Consider the following 21,081-nt stretch of genomic DNA (forward strand, 5'->3'; position numbering starts at 1 on the left):
CTGGCACCTGTGCGTATCTTGACCGCGCATACGCCCATGTGCCTGGCAAGTCGGACGATCTTGGCGGTCAGCGGAGTTGTTTGTAGCGGTCGGTGGCGCGGCGGCGGCGTTCGGAGTTGGCGCCGAGGACGATCAGGACGATGCCGCCGACCAGGACGCCGAGCCAGGTCGTGCCGACCAGGGTGAGCGCGTGCAGGGCGGCGATCACGGTGACCGCCGCGCCGACCGCGACCGGGGCCTGCTGGCCGTAGCGGGAGCCGACCACCAGCGTGATGATCGCGGCGATCAGCAGCCCGACCTCGCGGATCGGGTTGGTGGTGGTCACCAGCACCACCACCACGGTGGGGCCGAAGCCCGCGATCAGCGCCGGCCCGTACGCCGCCCAGCTGCCCAGCTGCGGGCGCTGCCGCAGTTCCAGCAGCCCGACCGCGAGCGCCAGCAGCGCGAACGGCAGCGTGTACGCCTCGGGCAGGGCGACCTCGGCGGTGCGCATGATGAGCCACCACGCGGCGATCTCGCTGGCCGCGGCGGCCCAGAACAGCACGCGGCGCTGCGCCGGAGGACGGCCGGCCCGGGTGGCCGCGATGCCGAGCACCGCGCCCCAGCCCACCAGCAGCGCGGCGACCTGCGACGGAGCTCGCACGGCCAGCGCCAGCGCGATGGCGCCCGCGGTGTACCCGGCCCACTCGACCGCGGCGGCCTCGCGCAGCGCCTCGGGCCTGGTGAACCGCGGGTGCAGGGCCGCGCCGACGATCAGGATCGCCCCGACGGCCAGCACGCCGAACGCCGCCCACTCGGGCTTCGCCCCGATGCGCAGGCTCACCGTCAGCACGAACAGCTGCGCGGCCAGCGCCGCGCCCAGCCAGCCGAGGATGCGCGCCCGCTGCGACTTCCCGCCGAGCGCGGCGACCGCGCCGACAGCAACGGCACCGCCGAACGTGAAGATCGTCATGCCGGGGGTGGCCAGCGCGCCGGCCAGGCCCGCGCCGCCCGCGACGAGGCCGAGCAGCAGCACCGCGACGCGTGCCAGCCGGATCGGCCGGTCGGTCTCCTCACCCGTGGGCGGCTCGGTCAGCGCGACGCTGAGCATGCAGACGGTGAACACCCCGAGCCCGGCCAGCACCGAGGCCGGCCAGGCCAGGCCGAGGCCGGCGGGGGCGATGAGCAGGGTGACCGCGGCACCGGGCACGACCACGGAGACAGCCCTGGTCGGGCCGCCGCCGAAGCCGACTGCGGCGATGCCCGCCGCGACGGTGAGCAGCACGGCCGTCAGCACGGCGGCGAGGTCCCCGGTGGCGGCGACGGCCGCGGGCGGCCCGGCCCAGATCGCGTCGAGGCTGTCGTACGGCCGGACCAGGGCCTCGTGCAGCGCGGGCGCGAGCGAGGTCAGCGCGAGCAGGGCGGGTGCGGCCGCGGCGGTCGCGGCCATGGCGCCCGGATACGACGGCCAGCGGCGGCTGCGCTCGATCAGCTCCAGGCGGGCGTCGAACCCGACGCGCCAGCGCTGCGGGCCCTGGCTCGGCACCCGGCGCCGGGCCGGCGCGGCCACCCGTTCCGGGGTGAGCCCGAGCTGGTCGCGGGTGCTGGTGCGCAGCAGCTCGGCGAGCACCACGAGCAGCACGGCCGCGGCTGCGTACACCCCGGCCGGGTGCGGGGTGGGCAGCGCGAGCAGGGCGATCAGCGTGCCGGAGACGGCCACGCCGACGGTGCCCCAGCCCAGGTAGGGCGCGGCGGGCCGGCGTGCGGCGGCGAGCGCGGCCAGCCCGATGCTGGTGCCGCCGAGCGCGGCGGTGAGCACGATGTCGGTGGGCTTGCCCGCGTTGGCGGCCAGCGCCGCCAGCGCGGCCGGGCCGGCCAGCAGCACGGCGAGCACGCCCGCGCCGCCGAGCACGTCCAGGTGGGCGGGCGGTGGCACGTCGGCCTGCTTGGCCTGGTCGGTCATCAGCACCGCCATCAGCACCATCGCCGCGCCGACGAGCGCGATCATGCCGAGTGCCGCGGCGGTCGTCCACGGGCGCACCAGGGCGGCGCCGAGCGCGTGCAGCGCGACCGCGGTGGCCACGGCCAGCCGGGTGTATCCGGCACGCGCGTCGTCGGCCACCGCCGCGGCCAGCGCGTACCCGGTGGCGATGGTCAGGCCGAGCACGATCGGGGCCCACCAGGGCCAGCCGAGCGCGGCGGGCGCGCCCACGGTGGCCAGGATCGCGGCGACCGCGGCCACCTGGTGGCTGCGCGGCGGGGGCAGGGTGACCGCGGCGGCCGCGGCGAGCACGACCAGCGCGACGGGCGCCTGCCAGCCGAACCCGACCTCGCCGCCGATCGGGGCCAGGTCGGCGGCCCACAGCTCGCCCGGCAGCGCGAGCGCCTTGATGCCGCCGGCCAGCGCCGGGTAGCCGGCGACGGCGATCAGCACCCCGCCGGCCACCGCGCTGCCCGCGACCGGCCCGCGCCGCAGCTGTTCGGGCAGCAGCCGGACGCAGCCGCCCACGGCGAGCACCAGCAGCGCCGACAGGACCAGCCAGTACTGCGGGGCGATCAGGTGGGCCGTGCGGGCCAGCGCGGCGACCAGCGCGGTGGTGACCGCTGCGGCGGCGAAGTCCGCGCCGTCCAGGGCGCGGTCGGCGCGGCGGCCGGAGTCGATCGAGGGCGCCAGCGCCAGCAGGATGGCCGAGATCAGCAGCAGCGCGCCGAGGCACGCGTCGAGCCCGGTCGCGCCGGCGACGCCGAACGCGGCCCCGGCCACCACCAGCGCGCCGAGCCCGGCGCCCAGCGACAGGGGAGTGCCCAGGCGCCGGTGCGCGACCAGGCGCAGCGCGACCAGCCCGAGGGTGGCGGCGCAGGCCAGGAAGGCGGTGGCCAGCGCGACCTGCTGCCCGGCCGCGGGGAAGAGGGTGAGCACCCCGGTGCCGACCGCGATCGGCGCGGCGAACGCGGCGGCCCCGGCCGCGGCGTCGCCGAGCAGCGCCGTCGGGCTGGAGGTGGGTGGGGCGGCAGCGCCCACCGGCCCGGGGGTGGCGAGGCCGAGGGTGGGGTGACCGGACGCCGCGCCGGGTGCGGCGTGGAGGCCGTCGATCCGGGTGTCACCGTCCGCGCCGGATCCGGGCAGCATCCGCTGCGCGCCGGCCAGCAGCACGCCCGCGACCGTGAACGCCACCATCAGCCCGGCCGTCGACCAGGTGTGCGCCAGCGCGACGCCGACCGCGGTCATGCCGACCACGAACGAGGCGATCAGGTGGGCGCGGGCCGCCCGCGGCGTCGTCGCGGCCCACGGGGTGCCGCCCGCGGAGCCGATTCCCGCGGAGCCGGTCCCGGCGGAGCCGATCCCGGGGGCGCCGATCCCGGCCGCCAGCAGCAGGATCGCCGCGATCGCCAGCAGCCACTGGGTGGCCACCCAGCCCAGCTCCAGCGAGGCCGGCGCGGCCAGCGCGGTGAGCGCGGCGCCGCCGACGACGGTCTCGTGCCGCCAGGCGGCGGGCAGCGCCAGCGCGGCGGCCACGGTGAGCAGCGCCACGGTGGCGACCAGGGGCCAGCCCGGATGACCGGCCCGCTGCGCGACCTCGGCGCCGAAGCCGGACACGTCCGCGTCGCCGAACGGCCACACCGCGGCGACCGGGGCGAACGCGGCCCGCAGCGCGGTGCCCGCGACGAACAGTCCGAGCACGACCAGCGCCAGGGTGGAGGCGAGCTGCGGCCCGCGCCGGGTCGCCTCGGGCACGGCGCGTACGCCGATCCCCGTGATCGCCACCGCGGCCGCGATGACCAGCAGCGCGCGGTCGGGCAGCGCGACCACGGCGACCCGGGCCGCCGAGCCGATCACGGCGAGCACCATGGCGCCGGCGGCGAGCTCGCTCAGCGGTGCCCGGCGCAGCATCAGCGCGCCGATCAGGGCGACCGCCGAGGCGAACAGCAGGCTGGCCGCGGCGCGGCCGACCGAGGGCACGGTGTCGGCGGTGAGCAGCGCCGCGACGGCGTACACCGCGGCGGCGGCGATGGCCAGGCCGTGCAGGATCCAGGCCAGCTCGCGCAGCCAGAACGCGGACTCCCGGGTGGCGGTCGGCGGCGTCGCGGGCCGGCGCATGAAGGCGGCGACGCTGTGCGGCAGCACGGCGCGGGTGCCGGTCGCGTTGGCGATCTCGACGGCGCGCGCGATGACGGCGTTCTGCGCGGCGACCACGGTGAGCACCGCGGCCCACCCGGCCGGCCCGTTGATCAGGTCGTACACCAGCAGCGGCAGCACCGGCTGGATGGCCAGCACCACCGCGTAGCGCGGGATGGTCAGGCCGGTGGCGCGGTGGTAGAGGTAGGCGATCGCGGCGGTGACGGCGAAGACCAGGCCCGCCACGATCACCAGCGAGGTGTCGACGATGCTGAGCTGGGCCAGCAGGTAGCCGTCGATGGGCAGCAGGGCCAGGCCGACCCCGGCCAGGGCCTCGGCGGTGGACGACAGCCCGCCCTTGACCAGGTTCGGCGCGATGCCGAGCAGCAGGGCGGTGACCACGGCCAGCACGGTGAGCCGGATGCCGGGGGCCACGTTGCTGAGCGCGACGGCGGCGAACACGACCGCGGCGATGCCGATCAGCAGCGAGCCCAGGGCCAGCATGATGTTCTGCACCGAGCGCGGCGAGGCCTCCGGCTCGGGCTCGGCCAGCGGCGCGACGCGCGGCGCCGTACGCCGCGGGGCGTCGCCGGGCGGGCCGGGCGGGCTGGGCGGCGTCTGCCGGGGCACCCCGGGGCTCGCGGCGGCGGCCGGCTGCGCCGGGTCGGCGGGGTCCTTCGCGCCGGGCGGCTTGGGGATCCAGCGGCGCTGCTTGGGCGTGGCCTTCTTCTGCCGCTGCGCCTCGGCGTGGGCGAGGATGTCGCGCTGGTAAAGCGCCGCCTGCAGCTTGCTGCTCAGCCGCTTGCGCTCGCCGGCCAGGCGCACGTCCTCGGCGTTCATGTCGGCGATGGCCTTGTTGAGCCGGGCCACCTCGGCCGCGAGCTGCTCCGGCGTGTTGCCGCAGTGCGGGCAGCGCACGGTGGGGTCTTCCCGCTCCCGGCCACACATGGAGCACGTGCTGGTGGCCGCAGCCATGGCTACCTCCGACTCCCGGCACGTCACCGGACGACGACGCGGCGTGTGGATCGATTACCGGCAGCATGCCTAATCGGAGTGACCTTTGAAAAGCCCCATTTCAGTCAGGTAGCGGCAGCGCACGCGTTCGCGCCCGAAGATCGCGATCGAGATCATCGACGGCACGCGGCGAGTCGCGGCTGCCGCACCGGCGCGAGGGCACCGGCCGGCGAGCGTCGCGGTGCCGCCCGCGGCCGGCCGGCGCGACGCGAAAAGCCCCGTTCCGCGGGGCGGAACGGGGCTTTCGAGAGGGTCGGGCGGCGGGTCAGACCGTCGGGCGGCCCAGGGCGCGCAGGGTCCAGCCGGCCGACTTCCACGCCGAGGCGTCGAGGCAGTTACGGCCGTCGATGACCAGCTTGGTGTTGGCGACCTCGCCGAGCGCCACCGGGTCGGCGTTACGGAACTCGGCCCACTCGGTGAGCACGCACACCAGGTCGGCGTCGGTCACCGCGTCGACCAGCGACTTGGCGTACTCGACCTCGGGCAGCGAGCGCTTGGCGTTCTCCATGCCCTGCGGGTCGTACACGTGCACGTCGGCCCCGGCGCGCGACAGCATGCCCGCCACGGCGAGCGCCGGCGCGTCGCGTACGTCGTCGGAGTTGGGCTTGAAGGTGGCGCCGAGCACGGCGATCCGGGTGCCGGACAGGTCCGGGCCGGCGGGGCCGAAGCGGCGGCCGAGCAGGCCCGCGGCGAGGTTGAGCACGCGCTGGCGGCGGCGCAGGTTGATCAGGTCGACCTCGTGCAGGAAGCGCAGCGCCTCGCCGGCGCCCAGCTCCTGGGCGCGGGCCTGGAAGGCGCGGATGTCCTTGGGCAGGCAGCCGCCGCCGAAGCCGACACCCGACTGCAGGAAGCGGTTGCCGATGCGCGGGTCGTAGCCCAGCGCGCGGGCGAGCTGGGTGACGTCGCCGCCGGCGACCTCGCACACCTCGGCCATGGCGTTGATGAACGAGATCTTGGTGGCGAGGAACGAGTTCGCGGCGACCTTGACCAGCTCGGCGGTGGCGAAGTCGGTGGCGACCACCGGCACCTCGCGGTCCTCGGTCGCGGCCAGGTCGAAGACGCCCTTGTGCGCGGCGTGCAGCAGTGAGTTCGACCACTCGGTCTTGGTGGCGACCACGATGCGGTTGGGGCGCATGACGTCGTCGACGGCGAAGCCCTCCTGCAGGAACTCGGGGCTCCACGCGACCTCGACGGCCAGCTCCGGGCGGGCGTGCTTGGCGACGAGCTGCTCGACCCACTCCGCGGTGCCCACCGGCACGGTGGACTTGCCGACGATGAGCGCCTTGCGGGTCAGGTGCTGGGACAGGTTGGTGACCGACGCCTCGACGTAGGTCAGGTCGGCGCCCAGGCCGTTGGCGCGCTGCGGGGTGCCCACGCAGATGAAGTGGACGTCGCCGAAGTCGGCGGTCTCCTGGTACGACGTGGTGAAGCGCAGCCGCCCGGCGGCGAGGTTGCGCCGCAGCATCTCGTCGAGTCCGGGCTCGTGGAACGGCACCTGGCCCTGACCGAGCTTCTCGATCTTGTCGACGTCCACGTCGAAGCCGATGACCTCGTAGCCGAGTTCGGCGTAGCAGATGGCGTACGTGGCTCCCAGATAGCCGGTGCCGATGAACGTCAACCGGGGCCGCGCGGCACCGGAGGGAGGGGTGACGGGGGCGGGCTGGCTCGCGTACGGGAGGGTCACGCGCTGTCTCCTAGATCCGCAAGGTTTGGGGGGTGAACGGGTTTGAGCAGATGAGGAGCCTACGCCCTGTCCAGCCCAGAGGAAAGTTTACCGTGGGGGGTGGACGAGCTTAGCTGACCGAACGTTAAGCTACCGACCGGTACGAACACCAGGTCGGAGGAGGTCTACGGATGTTCGCGTTTTACCAGCTCTCCGAGGAGCACGTGGCGATCCGTGAGGCCGTGCGGGAGGTGTGCGACGCCAAGGTCGCGCCCAACGCCGCGCACGCCGACGAGACCGGTGAGTTTCCCCAGGCCAGCCTCGACGCGCTGCGGGCGTCGGATTTCCACGCCCCGCACATCCCCGAGGAGTACGGCGGCGCCGGTGCGGACGCGCTGGCCACGGCGATCGTCATCGAGGAGGTCGCCCGCGCCTGTGCCTCGTCCTCGCTGATCCCGGCCGTCAACAAGCTCGGCACCATGCCGCTGCTGCTGTCCGCGTCCGCCGAGCTCAAGCAGCGCTACCTGCCCAAGGTCGCGGCCGGCGAGGGCATGTTCTCCTACTGCCTGTCCGAGCCCGAGGCGGGCAGCGACGCCGCAGCCATGACAACCCGGGCAGTTCGTGACGAAGATCACTATGTGCTCAACGGCGTGAAGCGCTGGATCACCAACGCCGGCGTCAGCGAGTACTACACCGTGTTCGCGGTCACCGAGCCCGGCGTCGGGGCCAAGGGCATCTCCGCGTTCGTGGTGGAGAAGTCCGACCCGGGTGTCAGCTTCGGCGCCCCCGAGCGCAAGCTCGGCATCAAGGGCTCGCCCACCCGCGAGGTCTACCTCGACAACGTGCGGATCCCGGCCGACCGCATGATCGGCGCGCCCGGCACCGGCTTCGCCACCGCCATGCGCACCCTGGACCACACCCGCGTCACCATCGCCGCCCAGGCCGTCGGCATCGCGCAGGGCGCGCTGGACGCGGCGCTGGCGTACGTCAAGGAGCGGCGCCAGTTCGGCAAGCCGATCGCCGACTTCCAGGGCGTGCAGTTCATGCTCGCCGACATGGGCATGCGGCTGACCGCCGCCCGCGAGCTGACCTACTCGGCCGCCGCCCGCTCCGAGCGCGACGACGCCGACCTGACCTACTACGGCGCCGCCGCGAAGTGCTTCGCCTCCGACGTGGCCATGGCGATCACCACCGACGCGGTCCAGCTGCTCGGTGGGTACGGGTACACCAAGGACTTCCCGCTGGAGCGCATGATGCGCGACGCCAAGATCACCCAGATCTACGAGGGCACCAACCAGGTGCAGCGCATCGTGATGGCCCGCCAGCTTCTCAAGGGCGTCATCTGACGCCGGGCGCGGCGCCGCCCCTTGCTATAGACGTTGGCCTATCTGGATGAGTTCGATCTTCGAAAAGTCATCCAGATAGGCCAATGTCTATTTTAGTGGGCTGCTGTCCGTCAGTCCTCCGGTGTCCGGGTGGTGGGGGAGACCGTCCCGCCGCGCGGTCGGTGCGAGGGACTCCGACGGACAGGGGGCGGCTATGACGCGCGACGCCGGTGCGGGGGGCGCCGGGCCGGCGGACGATCCGGGGCCGCCGGTCGAGCGGGCCCGCGCCGCCTGGCTGCGCTACCTCGACCACGTGCCCGAGTCCGAACCCGACCCCGAGGGCCTGGAGCTGCTGGACCGGGCCGTCGTCGCGCTCGTGGAGGCCGCCGGGGTCCCGCCGGCGGTGCGCGACGACGACCCCGAGCTGATGTACGCCCTAGGCCAGGCCCACCTCGACCGGTACCTGCTGCGCGGCGGCCGGGCGCCCTACGACGAGCTGTCCGATCTCGACGTGGCCGCCGCGAGCTTCCAGGAGATCCTGCGCCAGGTCGAGCTGGAGCCGCCGGCCCGGCTGGAGCTCACCGAGATGATCGCCGACATGCTCGGCGAGCGAGATCACGCACCTGGCCGACGTGCCGCCCCCTGGGCGCCGGACGAGGGCCGCCGCGCCGCACTCGGCCCGCACCGGTCCGGCTGATCCTCAGGAGGGCCGCCGGCGGCGGGCGGCGTCCGCGCGCACCTCGTGGGTGGCGGCGAGCAGCGCGTCGGCGGCGCGGCCGAAGTAGTCGAACAGCACGGCCAGCTGCTCGGGCCGGTAGCGGGCGAACACCTCGCCGAGCCGCTGCCGGGCCGGGTCGACGATGGCGGCCACGTCGAGCGCGGGCAGCGGCTCGACCAGCACCCGGCGCCGGTCGGCCGGGTCGGTGGTGCGCCGGACGTGGCCCGCGCGTTCCAGCCGGTCGATGAGCCTGGTGGTGGCGCCGGTGGTCAGGCCGGTGCGCGCGGCGAGCTCGCCCGAGGTGAGCCGCCCGGCCAGGTTGAGCACGCTGAGCGCGGCCCAGTCGGTCGGGTGCATCCCCGCCGCGTCGGCCGCCGCCTGCGTGTACGCGGTCACCGCGTCCAGGTGGCGCCGGAACGCCTCGTGCGCCCCCGCGGGCAGGCCGGCGGCCGGTGAGTCGTCGGGCATGGCGTCGCGGGCTCCTCTGCGCTAATCTCTGCATGCGTGCAGATATTGCACCCGTGCAGTATCTGTGTACCCGGTCACATGCTAGGAGGAACCCGTGAGCCACCCCGACCGCACCGCCGATCTGGCGTCGATCCAGCAGGTGCTGACCGCGATCGTGCGCGCCTGGGACGCCGCCGACGCGGACGCGTTCGGTCGCGCCTTCACCGACGACGCGTCGTACGTGACCTTCGTCGGCACCGTCTACCGCGGCCGGGCGGACATCACCGAGAGCCACCGCGCCCTGTTCCGGGCGTTCACCAAGGGCACCCGGATGGTGTCGGAGACGGTCGCCACCACGTTCCTCGGGCCGGACACCGCCGTCGTCGTCGGCCGCGGCGACACGGTCAAGGGCGACCGCCGCCCCGCGCTGTCGAAGATCCAGACCTACACGCTGGTACGCGAACCCGACGGCTGGCGCGTCGCGGCCTTCCACAACACCCGCCGCCGCCCGCTGCTGGAGACGATCCAGTTCCGCTTCGCGCCCGGCACCCGGCCCGCCGTCCGCTAGCAGCGAAACGTCCGGCGCCGACGGTCGTGATTGGCCCGCCCCCGGCCCGGGTACCCGAGCGGCGACACCAGCCGTGATGAGGGAAGGCTCCCATGACACAGACCGAGTGGGCCGCGGACAGCAAGGCCGCCGGCCAGGTCGTGATCGCGACCTACGAGACGTACGCCGAGGCCGAGCGCGCCGTCGACCACCTCTCCGACCAGGGCTTCCCGGTGGAGCGTACGGCGATCGCCGGCCGCGGGCTCAGCCTCGTCGAGCAGGTCACCGGCCGGATGACGAACCTGCGCGCGGCGGGCCAGGGCGCGCTCAACGGGGCGCTGGTGGGCGGCCTGTTCGCCTGGCTGTTCGGCTTCTTCAACTGGATCACCCCGCTGATGTCGCTGCTGCTGCTGGTGCTCTACGGCGCGCTGTTCGGCGCGGTCGCGGGCGCCCTGTTCGGCCTGGCCGGGCACGCGCTGAGCGGCCGCCGCCACGACTTCTCCTCGGTCTCGGCCATGCAGGCCGACCGCTACCAGATCCTGGTCGACACCGCCTCCGCCGACGAAGCCCTCCGCCTCCTCGACCAGACCCCCACCGCCCCCTGACGCGTTGATCATGAACCTACGGACGTGATGAGCGGCGTGTCGCCACCCCAGCACCGTGATCACCCACCCGACCGCGGGCCGCGTTGGTGATCACGGTGGCAGGGTGGCGACACGCCGCCGAACACGTCCGCAAGTTCATGATCGACGCGTCGGTGGGGGCGGGGGTCAGGCTTCGACGAGGGGGGTGTCGACTAGGTGTTCGGCGAGGAACCAGGCCTGCATCTCGCCGGTGCGGATGACCTGGGAGACGAGCAGGTCGTTGGTGCCGTCGTCGCCCATCTCGTCGGCGCGGGACGCGGCGTCGTGCGCCGCGATGAGGATGGTCTCGTGGGCCTCGAGTAGGCGGGAGATCATCGCGGGGACCTCCTCGACGCCGTCCGGCGGGCGCTTGATGACGGTGATCTCCGCGACGTGGCGCGGGTCGCCGATGGCCACGCCGCCGAGGCTCTGGATCCGCTCGGCGATCACGTCGACGAGCTCCAGCTGCTCGCCCGCGTGCTTGTCGAGCAGCAGGTGCAGCTGGTAGAAGGTCGGGCCGCGCATCAGCCAGTGGTGCTTCTTGTAGAGGCTGTACAGGATCTGCGTGTCGGCCAGGCACTGGTTGAGGCGCTCGCAGGAGTACATGCGCGCGTCGTGGGACAGGCCCACGGGCAGCTGGCGGACGGTGCCGAACTCCTGGATCTGCACGCCCTTCTGATGGAGCGCGGGCTGGCTGCCATGGGTGGCGGCGGCCTTGGCGGGCGACTTGGTGGCCATGTGACGGGTTCCTCTCGTTGCGGCCCGCGCGGAGCGGTCCAGCGCAGGCTCCTGACCAGACACCGGAGCCAGTCTTTCAGGACGCACCCTGGTTGAGCTGCCAGATCGCGAAGTTGAGCGCGGCCGCGAAGCTCACCCACAGCCAGTACGGCACCAGCAGCCAGGCCGCCGCGCGGGAGATCCGCGCGAACAGCACGACCGTCGCGCCGATGGCGAGCCACAGCACGGTGATCTCCGCGAACGCCCAGCCGAACCAGCCGGCGCCGAAGAACAGCGGCGTCCACAGCGCGTTGAGCACCAGCTGCCCGGCGTACACCCACAGCGCGGGGCCGAACCCGGTCCGGCGCCAGACCAGCCAGCCCGAGATCGCGATCAGCACGTAGAGGACGGTCCAGACCGGGCCGAACAGCCAGGACGGGGGCGCCCAGGCGGGCTGGGCCAGCGCGGCGTACTGCCCGCCCGCGTCGGCCGCGGCGAGCCCGCCGATGACGGCGGTGATCAGGACGGCCAGTCCGAATCCGGCCAGCGCCCACAGGCTGCCGGGCGGACGGCGTACGACGTCGGTGCTCATCCCTGAGGGGTATCCCACGCGGGTTGTGACAAAACCGGAAAACGGCGATGGCCACCATCCGTTTTGCGAGGATGGCAGGCATGGCGCAGAAGTATGAGCAGGGCACTCCGTGCTGGGCCGACCTCGGCAGCACGGACCTGGACGCCTCGGTCGACTTCTACGGCGGCCTGTTCGGCTGGACCGCGGCGGACATGGGCCCGGACGCGGGCGACTACCGGATCTTCCGCAAGGACGGCCGGCAGGTCGCCGGGCTGGGGCCGGCCACCGACGTCGCCCGCGGCAGCTCCTGGTCGACGTACTTCGCCGCCGACGACGCCGAGTACACCGCCCGCAAGGTGGAGGAGCACGGCGGCCGGGTGGTGGTGCCCGAGCTGGACGTGATGGGCCAGGGCCGGATGGCCGTGTTCACCGACCCCGAGGGCGCCTTCTTCTCCGTCTGGCAGCCGCTGGAGTTCGCCGGGTTCGAGCTGGCCAACGAGCCGGGCAGCGTCACCTGGAACGAGCTGACCACCTCCGACATCGACGCGGCGAAGGTCTTCTACCAGGAGGTCTTCGGCCTGTCCATGCGCGATGTGTCGATGGCCGAGGGCATGACGTACACGCTGTTCGAGGCGGAGGGGCGGCCGGTGGCCGGGGCGCTGCCGAGGGACCCGGCCTGGGGGCCGATGGACCCGCACTGGTCGGTGTACTTCGCCGTCGACGACTGCGACGCGGCGTACGCCAGGTCGCTCGACCTGGGCGCGACCAAGGTCATGCCGCCGGAGAACTCGGCCGCCGGGCGCTTCGCCATCCTGAAGGATCCGCAGGGTGCGACGTTCTCCGTGATCCGCAACGATCCAGATTTCTCCATCTGACGGCGCTTAAGGAAACCGCCCCGGATGGCTATGGTTTCGGGGTGACCCAGCCGAGACTGTCCGTCGTCATCCCGATGTACAACGAGGAGGCGGTGCTTCCCCTGCTCGTGGCGCGGCTGCGCCCCGTCCTCGACGGGCTGGGCCGCGGCTACGAGGTGGTGGCCGTCGACGACGGCAGCCGGGACGACACCGCGTCGCTCGTCACGCTGATGGCGGCGAAGTGGCCGCAGCTGCGCCTGGTCCGGCTGCGCCGCAACAGCGGCCACCAGGCCGCGCTCACCGCCGGCCTGCACCGCTCCCGCGGCGACTACGTGGTCACCATCGACGCCGACCTGCAGGACCCGCCCGAGGTCATCGCCGAGATGCTGGACCTCGCCGAGTCCCAGGGTCTTGACATCGTGTACGGCGTGCGCGGCGACCGGGCCAGCGACACCGCGTTCAAGCGCGGCACCGCCGGGCTCTACTACCGGCTGATGCGCCGCATCGTGGGCAAGAAGATGCCCTTCGGCGCGGGCGACTTCCGGCTGCTCAGCCGGGCCATGGTCGACGCGCTGCGCGCCCTGCCCGAGCAGGCCCCCGTCTACCGCCTGCTGGTGCCGTGGCTCGGCTTCCCCAGCGGCGAGGTGACCTACGTCCGGGAGAAGCGCGCGGCGGGCGCGAGCAAGTACCCGCTCGGCAAGATGATCAAGCTGACCGTGGACAGCGTCATCAGCTTCACCGCCGCGCCGCTGCGCCTGGCCATCTGGCTGGGCGCGGTCGGCGCGCTGGCCTGCCTGATCGCCGCGGTGCGGGTGCTGTGGGCGTACTCGACGGGCGCCGTCGTGCCCGGCTGGACCTCGCTGTCGCTGGTGGTGCTGTTCCTGGGCGCCTGCCAGCTCATCTGCCTGGGCCTGCTCGGCGAGTACATCGGCCGCATCTACCAGGGCATCCAGGGTCGCCCGGCGTACTTCATCGGCTCCGACTCGCTCGCCGACGCCGAGCCGGACGAGCCGGACTTCGCCGACGAGCCGGTCCGCCAGCGCCGCGGGCGCGACGCCGGGGCCACCCGGGCCCGCGCGGGCCGGAGCGGCTGACCTGGGCAGTCCCGGCCGTCTTCGGGATACTAAGGAAATCTAACTGTTAGGTCTCTTGACTGTAGAGCGCTCCCGCGTGAAGGTTCGCATTGGACGAACGATGGGAGTGCATATGCTCAGATCTCTGCTCCGCCCGGGTGTCGCCGGGGCGCTCGCCCTGGCCCTGGGCGCCGGCTTCCTGGCCGCCGGCCCCGCGGCCGCGTCCGGGGGCGGTTCCCCCAAGCCGGACGCGCCGAAGAAGGTGATCTCCGCCTACTTCACCAACTGGTCCGTCTACGGGCGGGGCTACTTCGTCAAGGACATCCCCGCCGACAAGCTGAACGTCATCCAGTACGCCTTCGGCGTGCCGACGTTCAACCAGGCGACCGGGGCCGTCGGCTGCGACGTGCTCGACCCGTGGGCCGACTACCAGCAGGTCTACTGGGGTCCGGAGAACACCGTGGACGGCGTCGCCGACACGTACCCCGGCCAGAACGTCTACGGCAACTTCAACCAGCTGCGCAAGCTGAAGGCGGCCAACCCCCACCTCAAGATCGAGATCTCGCTGGGCGGCTGGACGAAGTCGACCTGGTTCTCCAGCGTGGCCAAGACCCCCGAGCGCCGCCAGGCGTTCGTCGCGGCCTGCATCGACACCTTCATCAAGGGCAACCTGCCCACCGGCGGCTGGCCGGAGGACGCCGGCGGCATCGGCGTCGCCAAGGGCATCTTCGACGGCATCGACCTGGACTGGGAGTACCCGACCGCCAAGGCCGACAACAACGTCGACTACGGCCCGGAGGACCGCCACAACGCGACGCTGCTGGCGCAGGAGTTCCGCCGCCAGCTCGACGCGCAGGGCCGCGCCGACGGCAAGCACTACCTGCTCACCGCGGCGCTGCCAGCGGCCAAGAGCTCGACCAAGTACTACGAGCTGCGCGAGTTCGTGAAGACGCTGGACTGGGTCAACATCATGACCTACGACTTCAACGTGCCCGGCGGCTCCGTGGCGGGCCCCAGCACGCTGTTCACCCGCGACCCCCGCGACCCCGAGGCCGACGACTGGACCTGGAACACCGTCGGCACCGTGGGCTACTACCTCGCCCAGGGGGTGCCCGCCAACAAGATCGTCGTCGGCGTGCCCTTCTACGGCGTGCAGTACATCCGCAACCCGGACGGCCTCTATGAGGCGTTCGACAACACCGGCATGAACCCCGACTCGCTGGTCTGGGACTCCAAGCCGCAGCCGTCGTACCACGACCTGGTCGACGTGGCGGGCGTGCTGTCCCCGGACGGGACGGCCGGCAACGGCTGGACCCGCAAGTGGAACGTGTTCGCCGGTGAGCCGTACCTGTGGCATCCGGCCGCCGAGCATGTGCTCGCGACCGGCACGGTCACCGCGCCGACCACGATCGTGTACACCGATCCGAAGTCGCTCGCCGAGCGCACCGCGCTGATCAAGCTGCTCGGCCTGCGCGGCGCGATGGCGTGGGAGCTCAGCCAGGACTCCGACGACAACGCGCTGATCGGCGCGCTGGGCCCGGTGCTGCGCTGACCTCCTGATCGGGTGGCCCCGTGCCAGGGGCCACCCGATCAGGCTGTTCGCGCACGTAGATCGGCCACATCGCGTCCCCGAACGAGCCGCGTCGTTGGAGATTCAGAGCGCATTCGACGTCGAGGCATCCACAATGGTTCCCAGGGATGTTGACACAACGAGATCAATGTTGTCTGCTCAACGGGTGTGCCCTGGCGCTGCCGTGGAGCTGACGCGCACGGGTTGACCGTGGGGCTTGGGGCGAGTGATCCGGTGTCCTGAGCCGGCCAGAGAGCGAAGGGCACGATGGGGAGTTCTGCGGCCGCCGCGGCCCGGCGGGCGATCCGCTTCGCCAGGTTCGACTTGGGGCGGGTCACCCTGACGCGCCGGGCGATCCGCGTGGCCGGGTTCGACGTCCGGCGCCTGTCGAGGACCAGGCGCAACTCCGACTTCCCCTGGGACGACTTCGACTCCGAGTGGTATCGCGCGCACAACTACCTGCGGCTGCGCGACGACGACGCCGAGATCATGCGGCGGGTGGCCACCTTCCTCTCCGGGCACGCGGCCTCCCTGCCGGCCGCCCCGCGTGGCCTGGACATCGGCAGCGGCGCCAACCTCTACCCGGCCATGGCCATGCTGCCGTTCTGCGCCGACATCGACCTGTGGGACTTCTCGGCGTCCAACGTGCGCTGGCTGCAGGCGCAGCGGGACTACTACGACACGCACTGGGACGTGTTCTGGAACGCGTATCGCAAGTTCGCCGCCTACCGCGACGTGACGAACCCGCGCGAGAGCCTCGGCAGGAAGTCCCACGTCGCGTTGCGCAGCATCTTCGACCTGCCCAGGGCCAACTGGGACATGGGCACGATGTTCTTCGTCGCGGAGTCGCTCACCCAGGATCCCAAGGAGTTCTGGGGCGCGGTGCGCCGCTTCGGCCGGGCGCTGCGGCCGGGTGCGCCGTTCGCCGCCGCGTTCATGGCCCACTCCGTGGGCTACACCGTCGGTGGGACATTCTTCCCGGCCGTTGCCGTCGGTCCGGCAGAGGTGGAAGACTGTCTATCGCTTGTTGCGGAGCAGCTTACGATCGACATGGTGGAGACCGAGACGCCGCTGCGTCGCGGGTACGGCGGCATGATCCTCGCGACGGGAGTGGCGCGCGCGCTGAGTTGACGGGACGGTGGCCGGGCGACCATGAAGATCCAACCACGGCAACAGCTGCTCGAGATCTGGAAGTCCGCCGCACGGGCGTCGTATGCCGACGGCAACTGGAGATGGGGCGGCCAGAGCCGCTGGGACTCCATCCTGGATGCCGAGCAGCTGCTGTGCCTCATGCTCCCCGCGACGGAGATCCCCCGTTTCAAGCTCGACCAGCCCGACCAGACCGAGGACGACGTGGCCGTGGCGCTGTCGGCCCTGGGCAGCAGGCTGCGCATTCCCCAGGTGCTGGTCAAGGCGCTCATCGACTACCACCGGCGGTACGCGGACGACGACGGTCACCCGATCTTCCCCGGCGGCTCCTACCTGGCCTCGGGGGAGGCCGACCAGCCGCTCACCGCGCAGCAGCAGTCGGTCGACGTCGTCGAGTCGTACGCGCTGTCGATCACGCTGACCCTGGCCACGCTGGGCTTCGTCGGCGTCTACCGCGACTCGCTGACCCCGGGCTCCTACCAGCAGCCGCAGCTCGACGAGCTGGACGACCTGGTGGCCCTGGCCCGCAAGCGGCTGACCGCGGCCATGGTCGGCCTGCTCCGCAGCTTCTCGGTGCTCACCTACGACGCCGGCTCGGAGTACGGCCGGGTCCTGATCCGCACCATCAACCAGGCGAACCTGTCCGAACACCGGCTGGTCACCGAGCTGCGGCAGGCGCTGCGCCCGACCATCGCCGGCCTGCGCGACCTGACGGTGGGCATCGAGCAGCTGACCGAGCTCGAGTCGCCGCAGATGCTGTTCGAGTGCGGCTGGTCCTGGGGGATCACCAAGGGCGCGCCGAAGGTCGACTTCGTCGAGGACGTCGCGTCGCAGCAGGAGGGGTACGCCTTCGACGCGCCGTACCTCTACTTCACCGTGCTGGCGCTCGACGGCATCGCCGACCTGTTCACCGCGCGTACCCGCCTGCTGCGCCTGCTGGACGACGAGCAGCTGCGCCTGGCGTCCGCGCTGCAGCTGCGCTGGGAGCTGACCCAGAACTACTGGTCGGTGATCGCGAGTTTCGGTGCGGGGCGCTGGCCGCTGGAGGATCTGCCCTGGCGCACCACCGACGGTGAGGAGTCGGACTACTTCAGCCTCCTGGTGACCTCCATCGCCACCCGGGGCCTGCTGGAGAACCGCAGCAGCGACGCCGAGCTGAGCCGGCTGGGCCGGGTGCTGACCGACCTGGCCGGCCGGGCCCGCATCACCCGCCGCCCCATCGCGGGCGACACCCAGGTCGCCATGCACATGCCCGGCGTCGGCATCGAGCTGGAAGGCGAGCTGGCCGGCCCCAAGCTCAACTGGGTCGCCGCCGACTTCGCCCCGCTGCTGCTCAAGCGGACGATCAGGGTCGCCCGCAACATCAACAACGTGTCGCTGCGCGGCGAGCTGCTGGACCTCGCCGACAACATCTGGGACCACCTGGTGAAACGCCGGCTCCAGGAGGGCACGGGCCGCGGCCTGTGGGACCACCCCGAGCCCGCGTTCCCCGGCTTTCCGACCGACGGCGGGGGGCGGCTCAGCTGGCACCACACGGTCCGGGTGGTGGAGAGCCTGGTGTTCGCGGCGGACCTCGCCGGCACCCATCCGCTGCGCAGCGACGAGCTGGCCGGGCTCGCCGACCACCTGCTGGCCGAGGCCGAGCACCTCTACGACCAGCAGCAGCTGTTCGTCTCCACCGAGGTCGGCTCCACCATGCGCAACGCGCTGCGGGCCATGCACACCCGGCTGCGGCACGCGCGCGAGATCGCCGAGGAGCGGCCCGGCACGGCCGTCGCGCTGGTCTTCGAGGTGCTGCGGGAGCTGGACAGCCTGGCGGAGGCACGCCGCGACGTGACGGGGGCGTCCTGACATGCTCGTCTTCGCCACCTCCGACAAGGGCGGCACCGGCAGGTCGGTGACCAGCAGCAACCTCGTCTACCGGCGGTCGCTGCAGGGCAGTGACGTCTGCTACCTGGACTTCGACTTCGGCTCGCCGACCGCGGGCGCCATCTTCGCGATCAACGACCTGCTGCGCGGGACGAGCAGGGGCGGGCTGCACTCGTACCTGCGGGGCAAGGCGCCCCAGCCGTTCCGGGTGGACGTGTGGGCCGAGTCCGACCGGCTCAGCCTGCGCGGGCGGCCGGACGGCGCCGGCCGGCTGGTCCTCGTCCCCGGCGACAGCGGCGGGGCCGAGTTCGCCGCGACGGAGGAGATCGTCGAGCGCTGCGTGCGGCTGCTGCTGCGGATGGAGGAGGAGTTCGACATCACGCTGGTCGATCTCAGCTCCGGCCGGTCCTACGCCACCGACATCGTGCTCGCCGCGCTCGCCGCACCGCCGCTGCGCGGCACCACGGCGCGCTGGCTGGTCTTCCACCGCTGGACGCGCCAGCACATCCTCGCCGCCTCGGGCCTGGTGCACGGCGAGCGGGGCATCATCGCGATGGGGCAGAGCCGGGGGCACGATCCCGTGCGGCTGAGCCAGGCGATCCGGTTCGTGCGGACGGCGGTGGTCGATCCGCGCTCGGAGCAGCTGTCGGGGCTGCGCCCGCCGCAGATGGAGTGGTTCCAGGCGTACAACAGCGAGCTGCAGCAGCTCGCGGGCCAGGAGAAGCTGGGGCAGGCGGTGACGCTGGGCTCGGTGCCGCTGGAGCCGGTGCTGCAACTGCGCGAGCAGCTCATCTCCGACGCGGACACGGTGACCAAGCAGATCGCCAACATGGCGACCGTGGACGCGTTCGATCTGATCGCCAAGCTGCTCACCGAGGACTCCGCCTGGGAGGGCGTGTGACCGACCTGGACGTCGCCTTCCTGGAGAGTGGCGACGAACCGCGGACGGAGAGCCTGCCGCTGTCCCACCTGTCCGTCGAGCTGGGCCACCTCTACATGGACGACTTCAGGGGCGGCCCGGCCCGGCTGCGGGAGCTGTTCGCCGAGGTCCGGCCGTGGGCCGAGGCGGCGCAGGCGCGGTGCCGCGCGGCGCTGGGCGGCCAGGCGCGGATCAGCACCTGCTTCCTGGTGGACGACTACTTCACGCCGTTCGGCTCGCCGGCCGAGATCGTGCCGATGCTGCGGCACGCGGCGGAGGAGTCCGGGCTGGTCATCGACTACCTCGCGCGGGAGTCGTCGTGCGCGGCCACGGGCGCCACGCAGCCCGCGCGGCTGGTCGAGGACCGGCTGGTCGCCGAGCCGCCCCGGCAGACCAACGGCAGCCGGCCACCGGTCACCGAGACCGGCTGGCTGTGCAACGGCGAGCGCTCGCCGCACACCGGCGAGGCGGGCGAGGCGATGGAGGACCGGCCGGGGTGGCGCCCGCCCCGGCAGACGCTGGCCAACAACCATTCGATCTTCCTGGACGTGGAGCTGTGGGACGAGGTCCGCGGCGAGCGCCGGTGGTCCTGCCCGATGCTCGCGGCGGTGTGGCAGCTGCTGCGGCTGGGGCTGTTGCGCGACGAGGGCCGGGCGGTGGCCCGGCCGGTGCCCGCGCCGGACCCGCTGCCGCCGACCTGGCGGGAGCTGCCCCCGGTGATCGAGCTGCGCCGGGGCGCCCGCCCGTTCTTCGCGTACCGCACGTTCACCGCGATGCCGTCGCGCTTCCTGCCCGTCGAGGACGCCGTGCGCACCATCCTGGGCCAGGTGGCCGTCGAGCGGGCCGTGACCGAGCTGGTGCTCACCCGCGCCGCCGCGGAGGGCCTGGCCCTGCCCGCCGACGTCCTCCGGCGCGTCGAGTACGCCTTCTTCGCCGACCCGTGGCGGGTCACTCCACCGGAGTCGCGAGCTTCCACAGGTCGTTGAAGCGCTCGATGTTGCGCTGCACCTTCGCCGGGTGGGTGACCAGCTGGGTGCTCGCGATGGGGGTCCGGCGGTCGGTCGCCGGGGCGGCCGACGTCTGGTAGCTGACCACGCTGTCGAAGATGATGAAGTCGAAGATCGGCGGGACGAACTGGCGCGACTGGAGCGTCGGGTCCAGCACCTTCACCTCGATGCGCAGGTCGTCGTGCATCTCCACGATGCGCCGGAAGTTGTCGTCGCCGCGCAGGTCCGGCCGGTCCAGGATGAAGATGCGCCGCACCCGCACGTTGCGCTTGATCGCGTCGCGCTGCGCCTCCAGGTAGCGCTGGCCCAGGTCGCTCTGCCACAGGCTGCCGTTGAGGTAGTCCTGGCCGCCGCCGACGTCGAGCGTGGTGCTGATCGCGTCGAGGGTGTGGTTCACATGCTTGGTGAGCCCGAGCAGCCAGTCGCGGTCCTCGCCCTCGTAGGTGAGGTCGCCGGAGTCGCCGAGCGTCTTGAGCATCTCCGACAGCCGGTGGATCTCGTGCTGGGCGAGGTCGAACACGAGCTGCGGGTTGGGCTTGATGCGCACCGAGTTGCCGACCAGCTGGGTGATCGCGTCGGTCTTCAGCGCCGACGCCTCCACCAGGCTGAACAGGTTGGTGGCCGCGTTGATCTTCTGGAAGCCCTGGTTGATCCGCTCCTCGTTGGTCTGCGAGGTGCGCACCAGCTCGGCCTCCATCATGTCCAGCCGCTTCTCGACGTCGTAGAGGAACTGCACCACGAAGGCGACGCCCGCCACGAACAGCGAGGCCCCGAACCCGGTCAGCACCTTGGCGTCGGCGTCCCCGAGCACCTCGAAGGTCCAGGTGGCCAGAAAGGTGATCGAGAAGAAGGCGAGGCTGATCAGGATCTTCATCGGCGTACGGTTGGCGAACTCGTTCGGCTTGGCCATGGTCCCCCC

The 21,081-nt window shown here is 72.6% G+C and carries 17 protein-coding genes; 11 read left to right on the forward strand and 6 right to left on the reverse strand.

The features are described from left to right. Positions 1 to 67: 67 nt before the first annotated feature. Together AB0J67_RS02905 and AB0J67_RS02910 are read right to left on the reverse strand one after the other, a co-directional pair. Positions 68 to 5,071 (reverse strand): permease, encoded by a 5,004-nt coding sequence (locus AB0J67_RS02905; protein WP_363475580.1) that lies wholly within the window; start codon positions 5,069 to 5,071, stop codon positions 68 to 70. A gap of 304 nt (positions 5,072 to 5,375) precedes the next feature. After that, complete coding sequence (locus tag AB0J67_RS02910; protein WP_363475582.1) at positions 5,376 to 6,794, reverse strand: UDP-glucose/GDP-mannose dehydrogenase family protein; 1,419 nt, start codon at positions 6,792 to 6,794, stop codon at positions 5,376 to 5,378. 170 nt (positions 6,795 to 6,964) lie between these two features. On the opposite strand from AB0J67_RS02910, the gene AB0J67_RS02915 reads away from it, so the two are divergent. Then, a complete protein-coding gene (locus tag AB0J67_RS02915) occupies positions 6,965 to 8,119 on the forward strand; it encodes an acyl-CoA dehydrogenase family protein (protein WP_363475584.1) in 1,155 nt (384 codons plus the stop codon). Between the two features lie 193 nt (positions 8,120 to 8,312). Then, entirely contained in the window at positions 8,313 to 8,795 is a 483-nt protein-coding gene (locus AB0J67_RS02920) for a hypothetical protein (RefSeq protein ID WP_363475586.1), read from the forward strand. 3 nt (positions 8,796 to 8,798) lie between these two features. Here AB0J67_RS02920 and AB0J67_RS02925 read toward each other — a convergent pair whose 3' ends face one another. Then, complete coding sequence (locus AB0J67_RS02925; protein WP_363475588.1) at positions 8,799 to 9,284, reverse strand: MarR family transcriptional regulator; 486 nt, start codon at positions 9,282 to 9,284, stop codon at positions 8,799 to 8,801. Between the two features lie 94 nt (positions 9,285 to 9,378). On the opposite strand from AB0J67_RS02925, the gene AB0J67_RS02930 reads away from it, so the two are divergent. Both AB0J67_RS02930 and AB0J67_RS02935 read left to right on the forward strand, forming a co-directional pair. Next, positions 9,379 to 9,831, forward strand: coding sequence for an SgcJ/EcaC family oxidoreductase (locus AB0J67_RS02930; RefSeq protein WP_363475590.1), 453 nt, complete (start codon positions 9,379 to 9,381; stop codon positions 9,829 to 9,831). Between the two features lie 92 nt (positions 9,832 to 9,923). After that, entirely contained in the window at positions 9,924 to 10,415 is a 492-nt protein-coding gene (locus AB0J67_RS02935) for a general stress protein (protein WP_363475591.1), read from the forward strand. Positions 10,416 to 10,580: 165 nt separating this feature from the next. Here AB0J67_RS02935 and AB0J67_RS02940 read toward each other — a convergent pair whose 3' ends face one another. Both AB0J67_RS02940 and AB0J67_RS02945 read right to left on the reverse strand, forming a co-directional pair. Then, positions 10,581 to 11,171: a DNA starvation/stationary phase protection protein gene (locus AB0J67_RS02940; RefSeq protein WP_363475593.1), complete on the reverse strand. Its 591-nt coding sequence runs from the start codon at positions 11,169 to 11,171 to the stop codon at positions 10,581 to 10,583. A gap of 76 nt (positions 11,172 to 11,247) precedes the next feature. Beyond that, complete coding sequence (locus AB0J67_RS02945) at positions 11,248 to 11,742, reverse strand: TspO/MBR family protein (protein WP_363475595.1); 495 nt, start codon at positions 11,740 to 11,742, stop codon at positions 11,248 to 11,250. Between the two features lie 80 nt (positions 11,743 to 11,822). Here AB0J67_RS02945 and AB0J67_RS02950 point away from each other — a divergent pair, with 80 nt between their 5' ends. From AB0J67_RS02950 to AB0J67_RS02980, 7 genes are all read left to right on the forward strand, one after another. Further along, positions 11,823 to 12,596 carry a VOC family protein gene (locus AB0J67_RS02950; RefSeq protein ID WP_363475597.1) on the forward strand — a complete coding sequence of 258 codons (774 nt, stop codon included), beginning with the start codon at positions 11,823 to 11,825 and terminating at the stop codon, positions 12,594 to 12,596. 41 nt (positions 12,597 to 12,637) lie between these two features. After that, complete coding sequence (locus AB0J67_RS02955; protein WP_363475599.1) at positions 12,638 to 13,669, forward strand: glycosyltransferase family 2 protein; 1,032 nt, start codon at positions 12,638 to 12,640, stop codon at positions 13,667 to 13,669. A gap of 112 nt (positions 13,670 to 13,781) precedes the next feature. Next, the gene (locus AB0J67_RS02960; protein ID WP_363475601.1) at positions 13,782 to 15,200 is read left to right on the forward strand and encodes a glycoside hydrolase family 18 protein; all 1,419 of its coding nucleotides are present in this window, start codon (positions 13,782 to 13,784) and stop codon (positions 15,198 to 15,200) included. Between the two features lie 285 nt (positions 15,201 to 15,485). After that, entirely contained in the window at positions 15,486 to 16,349 is an 864-nt protein-coding gene (locus AB0J67_RS02965; protein WP_363475603.1) for an SCO2525 family SAM-dependent methyltransferase, read from the forward strand. A 21-nt stretch (positions 16,350 to 16,370) separates the two neighbouring features. Next, positions 16,371 to 18,218, forward strand: a complete 1,848-nt coding sequence (locus tag AB0J67_RS02970) for an SCO2524 family protein (protein WP_363475605.1) — start codon at positions 16,371 to 16,373, stop codon at positions 18,216 to 18,218. A gap of 1 nt (position 18,219) precedes the next feature. Next, positions 18,220 to 19,137, forward strand: coding sequence for an SCO2523 family variant P-loop protein (locus AB0J67_RS02975; protein WP_363475606.1), 918 nt, complete (start codon positions 18,220 to 18,222; stop codon positions 19,135 to 19,137). Next, positions 19,134 to 20,141, forward strand: coding sequence for an SCO2522 family protein (locus AB0J67_RS02980; protein WP_363475607.1), 1,008 nt, complete (start codon positions 19,134 to 19,136; stop codon positions 20,139 to 20,141). Before AB0J67_RS02975 ends, AB0J67_RS02980 begins: the two co-directional genes overlap by 4 nt. Here the strand turns inward: AB0J67_RS02980 and AB0J67_RS02985 are convergent. Next, on the reverse strand, positions 20,104 to 21,072 hold the full coding sequence (locus AB0J67_RS02985; RefSeq protein ID WP_363475609.1) for a phosphatidylserine/phosphatidylglycerophosphate/cardiolipin synthase family protein: 969 nt from the start codon (positions 21,070 to 21,072) through the stop codon (positions 20,104 to 20,106). The two genes, AB0J67_RS02980 and AB0J67_RS02985, sit on opposite strands and share 38 nt — an antisense overlap. Positions 21,073 to 21,081: the final 9 nt, after the last annotated feature.

Origin of the sequence: Catellatospora sp. NPDC049609 (assembly GCF_040675365.1) — a bacterium.
Taxonomy (GTDB): Bacteria; Actinomycetota; Actinomycetes; order Mycobacteriales; family Micromonosporaceae; genus Catellatospora.